Below are 5,209 nucleotides of genomic sequence, written 5' to 3' on the forward strand. Positions count from 1 at the left end.
GGCGAGGGCGGGTCCTTGAGCTTGCCCAGGGTGTCGAACACGTAGCCGAGGTCGCTGGAATGCGGCGCGCCGCGCCAGTCCTTGCGCTTGGCCTCGGCCACATAGCCGAAGCTGTAGCTCCAGACCGGTTGGCCGGATTTGGCGGCGAGACCCGCCAGGGCGTGGGCGGGCTCGACGAAGGTGGCGTCGCTGGGCAGGTCGGCGTTCATCCCCGACTTGTCGCCGTAGATGGCCTGCAGCCGATCCTCGGGCAGGCCCAACTGAGCGATCATGCGGCCGGCGAACATGCCCTTCAGGAAGCTTGGAATGATGCCCAGCTCGTCGCTGTTGGCGCCGATCAGCAAGGGGACCTTGGCCTGCTTGCCGGCCGCGAAGCCCTCGACGGCCGAGCCGGTCACCAGGCGGCCGTCGACCACGGGTCCGGAGAAGGTGGCCTCCTCGGCGTTCAGCAGGTCCAGCTTGCCCAGCAGCTTGGCGGCGGGCAGGGCGCGCAGGGCCACGGCGTCCGCGTCCTTGAGGCCGGCCTTGTCGGCGAAGGCCGTCCCAATGCTCTCGGCCGAGACCTTGCCCGGCCGGTCGGTCGTCAGGAACGGCCATGCGTCGCGGCCGCCGCCTGACTGGGAGATCGCCTGCTGGAACAGGCCCCGCGCCTGCGGGATCAGCATCAGCTGGCTGACCGAGCCGCCGCCGGCCGACTGGCCGAAGATCGTCACTCGGTTCGGATCGCCGCCCAGGGCGGCGATGTTGGTCTTGACCCAGGCCAGGGCGGCCACCTGGTCCATGAAGGCGTAGTTGGCCTTGGGCTCGTCGGGACGCTCGGCGTCGATCGCCGGGTGGGCGAAGAAGCCGAAGCGGCCCAGGCGATAGTTGAAGGTCACCACCACCACGCCACGCCGGGCCAGGGCCGCGCCGTCGAACACCGGCTGGCTGCCCGAGCCCATCACGTTGCCGCCGCCATGGATCCAGACCATCACGGGAGCCTTGGCGGCGCTCGCGGGCGTCCAGACGTTCAGTGTCAGGCAGTCTTCGCTGACCGGCAGCTTGGTCTGGGTGTCGTCCCAGCCCACCCGGTTCTGCATGCRGTCTGAGCCGAAGGCCTGGGCGTCGCGCGCGCCGGTCCAGGCCTGGGCCGGCTGCGGCGGCCGCCAGCGCAGCGCGCCGACCGGCGGCTGGGCGTAGGGCACGCCCTTGAAGATCCGCACGTCGTTCTCGACGTAGCCGCGCAGGCCGCCGCTGGCCACGGTGGCTTCCGCAGGCGTCAGGGGCGCGACCGGGGCGAGCGTCTGGCTCTTGGCGCCGCAGGCCGTCAGGCTGATCGCCACGGCCAGCAAGGGCGCGATGCGTTGGGGAGCGGTGGATTTCGGGCGCAAGTCGAGCATCGGCGTTTCCCTCGGACTCTGTCGGTCCGTCCCATATGTTACGTTATGCAGTTGTATAATGAAATGTCGAGACTGATTCACCGATTGGTGAGCCAATTTCCATTCTTATGTGACTATTGTTAGTCGCGCGCCCCATCGCGCAGGTTGCGTCGAACCCGATTCCACGAGGATTCCACCTTGAACATTCGCGCGCGCCAGAAGGCGGCCACCCACGCCAGCATCCTCCAGGCGGCCCTGGAGATCTTCTCCGAGCAGGGCTTCGAGGGCGCGTCGACGCGGGAGATCGCGGCCAAGGCCGGCGTCCACCATGCGCTGATCAAGTATCATTTCGACAACAAGGACACCTTGTGGCGCGCCGCCGTCAGCTTCCTGTTCAAGCGCCAGGCCGAGGAACTGCAGCTGCCTGCGCCCAACGACCCGGCCCATAGTTCGTATCGCGACTTCGCCAAGGCCGTGATCCGCTCGGTGGTGCTCTATTCGGCCCGTCATCCTGAACACGCTCGCCTTATGGTCCAGGAGAGCGTGCGCGACAGCGAACGATTCCGCTGGGCGGCCGACGAGTTCATCGTCGAGACCCGCAACGCCGCCGAACGGTTCATCGTGCTGTGTCAGACGGAGGGCATCCTGCCCAAGGTCTCGGTGGCGGCCTCGGTCTACATCTTCGTGGGCGCGGCCCAACTGTTCTACACCCTGGCGCCGGAGGTTCGGCGGGTGTGGGGCCTGGATCCCTCCGACCCGAAGGTGATCGAGGRCCACGCCGACGCGCTGGTGGCGATCATGGTGCGCTGAGGCCTCTCGACTTTCGTTATGCACCTGCATAACGTGATCGCCGATAACCAGCGCCGCCGCGTGAAGGCGGACGCCAGGAAGGGGAGATGAAGCGATGGTTCGGACGATGAAGATCCTGACGGCGGGCATGATGGCGATGGCCTTGTGCGGCGCGCCGCTGAGCGCGGCCCAGGCCCAACAGGCCGCGGCGGCCCAGCCCTATTTCACCCTCGACACCAAGATCGCCGACATCTTCGCCGACGCCAACGCCCGCACCGTGTTCGGCGAATTCTTCCGCAAGCGCGGCGAGGCGGCCGGCCAGCCCGAGGCCACGCCCGAGGAACAGGCCAACACCGCCCAGATCATCAAGAACTTCACGCCGCGCCAGTTGGCCGCCTTTCCCCAGGCCAATCTCGACGAAGAAGGCTTGAAGGCCCTGGGCGACGCGCTGGCCAAGGTGCCGGCGCCCACGACGCCGCCCACGCCCGCCGCGAACTGATCCCGCGATGACCGGCACGACGCGACGCGGCGCCCTGAGCGGGGCGGCGGCCCTGGCCGGCTGGCTGGCGGCGGAGAAGAGCCAGGCCGCGACGCCCGGTCCCGCCGAAGCGCCGGCCCAGCCTCGCACGGAATACGCGGTCGAGCCCATCGGCCTGGATGAGACCCGTCCCCGGCTGATGTGGCGACCGCCGGTCGCCGGCCAGAGCGCCTGGCGTATACAGGTCGCGGCGTCACAGGCCGATCTGCTGGCCGGCCGCCCGACCTGGGACAGCGGCAAGGTCGCTGGAGCCCATACGGTCGAAGCCGAATATGCCGGACCGCCTCTGGCGGCGCGCGATCGTCGGGTCTGGCGTATCCGCCTATGGGACGCGGCTGGGCGGCCTGGCCCCTGGAGCACGCCCGCCGCCTTCGAGATGGGTCTGTTGTCGCCCGTGGATTGGGGGCAGGCGGTCTGGATCGGCCGCCGCCTGGCGCCGCCCAAGGGCTGGGCCGACCAGGTGCTGACGGTCGACTTCACTCTTAAAGGCCGGTTCTTCGACGTCTTGTTCCGCGCCCGTCCCGAGGGCAAGACCTATGGCGAGGCCTATGTACTGCGGGTCGGCGAGGTGGACGGCGCGCCGTCCCTGATGCTGCAGGTGCGGCAATATCCCGGCGGCTCCAATCCCGGCGTCAAGCTGAAGCGGCTGCAGGTCTGGCCCTTGCCGCCGGCGCTCGTCCCGCTGGCCGGTCAACGCCGCCGTCTGACCGTCGAGGCCAAGGGGACGTCCCTACGCTTCGCCTTGGACGGCGCGCCGGTCGGGGCGATCGACGACGCGACCCAGGGCGAGGGGACCTTCGGCTTCCTGGCCCCGGAGGCTGAAGCGGCGACGATCCATTCGGTCGACCTGAAAGCGCCGGACCGGCCCGGGTTCGCCGGCGCCTTCGACCACGGCGACAATCCCTTCACCGGCGGCGATGCCGGCGACCAGGGCCTGGTGATCGCGGCCGGCGTGCCGGGCAAGGACATCGTCGCGCCCCTGGCCTATCCCGCGCCTTTGTTTCGCCGGACGTTCGCCGTGACCGGGACGATTGTCCACGCCCGGCTCTACACGGCGGCCGGCGGCTGGGCGGCGCTCAGCCTCAACGGCCAGGCGGTCGGGGTCAGCGCCCTGGCCACCGGCTGGACGGCCTACGACAAGCGCGTGCTCTACCAGACCCACGACGTCACCGGCTTGCTGACCACGGGCGACAACGTGCTGGCCGCCGAGCTGGGGCGCGGCTGGTACGGCGTGACCGAGCCTAACGAGTGGTACTTCCACAAGGCCCCTTGGACCGCCGAGCCGGCGCTGAAGGCGCGGCTGGAGATCGTGCTGGCCGACGGCTCGACCCAGGTGCTGGTCAGCGACGAAACCTGGCGGACCCTCGATGGCCCCTGCCTGTGGGACTCGATCTACGCCGGCGAGCGGCGCGACGCCCGGCGCGAACCGACGGGCTGGAGGACCGGCGGCTTCGACGACCGCGCCTGGGACGCGGCCCTGACGGCGAAGGGGCCGGCGGGACGTCTAATCGCCGCGGTGCACGAACCGATCGCTCCGGTGGCGCGACATGCGGCGGTGTCCGTGCGGGAAGTGAAGCCCGGCGTCTGGCTGTTCGATTTCGGCCGCATCCGCACGGGCGCGCCGGAGTTGACCACCACGGGCCCCGCCGGGCGGACGGTGTCGATGGTGCTGGCCGAGAAACTGCGCAAGGACGGCGCGATCCAGGTGGCCAGCGGTCTGATCGACGCTCAGCTGCTGACCTATCGCTACACCCTGGCCGGGACGGGACGCGAAACCTGGCGGCCGGCCTTCGGCTATGGCGGCTTCCGCTATGTCCAGGTCACCGGGCTGGACGGCCCGCCCGCCGCCGACGCTGTGACGGCGGTCGAGATCCACTCGGCGGTCGCCTCGATCGGCGCGTTTGAGTGCGGCGATGAATTGGTAAGACAGATCCACGACGCCGCCCGCCAGGGCCTGCTGAACAACCTGCACGCCGCCGTAACCGATACGCCCAGCCTCGAGAAGAACGGCTGGACCGGCGACGCCCAGGCGTCCTCGGCCGCCGCGGCGATCAATTTCGACGTCGTGCGCACCTGGGAGAAGTGGCTCGGCGACTTCGTCGACGCCCAGGCGCCCAGCGGCGAACTGCCCGAGATCGTGCCCTCGACGCCCTTCTACGGCTTCGAGAACTCGCCGGGCTGGAACTACATCTGGGGCCCGACGCCGGCCTGGGACGCGGCCGCCTTCATCCTGCCCGAGGAACTGGCCCTGCGGTTCGGCGACAACCGCATCGGCGCGCGGCTGCGCGAGATGCAGAAGCGCTTGGCCGACTACACCGCCGGCTTCCTGAAGGCGCCAGACTATCGCTACGACCATGGCCTGGGCGAATACGCCGCCGCGGCGCCGGCGGGGCCCGTCGACGCCACCTCGACGGCCTATATCTTCCACATGCTCAAGGCGACGGGGCAGGCCGAACTCGCGGCCAAGGTCCGCGCGGCCTACAACGCCCGCTACTGGGACGCGTCGGCCAAGCGCTACGTCGCC

General features: G+C 69.8%; 4 protein-coding genes. 3 read left to right on the forward strand and 1 reads right to left on the reverse strand.

Translation table 11 applies throughout. The features are described from left to right. A partial coding sequence (locus AC1DZ6_RS18460; RefSeq protein ID WP_477098598.1) for a carboxylesterase/lipase family protein occupies positions 1-1,379 on the reverse strand: 1,379 nt, incomplete at its 3' end. 177 nt (positions 1,380-1,556) lie between these two features. Here AC1DZ6_RS18460 and AC1DZ6_RS18465 point away from each other — a divergent pair. The 3 genes from AC1DZ6_RS18465 to AC1DZ6_RS18475 form a co-directional block, all read left to right on the forward strand. Then, positions 1,557-2,168 carry a TetR/AcrR family transcriptional regulator gene (locus tag AC1DZ6_RS18465; RefSeq protein ID WP_477098599.1) on the forward strand — a complete coding sequence of 204 codons (612 nt, stop codon included), beginning with the start codon at positions 1,557-1,559 and terminating at the stop codon, positions 2,166-2,168. A gap of 94 nt (positions 2,169-2,262) precedes the next feature. Further along, positions 2,263-2,646 carry a hypothetical protein gene (locus tag AC1DZ6_RS18470; protein WP_477098600.1) on the forward strand — a complete coding sequence of 128 codons (384 nt, stop codon included), beginning with the start codon at positions 2,263-2,265 and terminating at the stop codon, positions 2,644-2,646. Between the two features lie 7 nt (positions 2,647-2,653). Then, a partial coding sequence (locus tag AC1DZ6_RS18475) for a family 78 glycoside hydrolase catalytic domain (RefSeq protein WP_477098601.1) occupies positions 2,654-5,209 on the forward strand: 2,556 nt, incomplete at its 3' end.

The organism is Caulobacter sp. P1_B12_2, from assembly GCF_056406675.1.

Excerpts from the sequence above, each read along its gene's own strand:
- AC1DZ6_RS18470 (WP_477098600.1), top strand. The coding sequence starts at position 2,263 with ATGGTTCGGACGATGAAGATCCTGACGGCGGGCATGATGGCGATGGCC.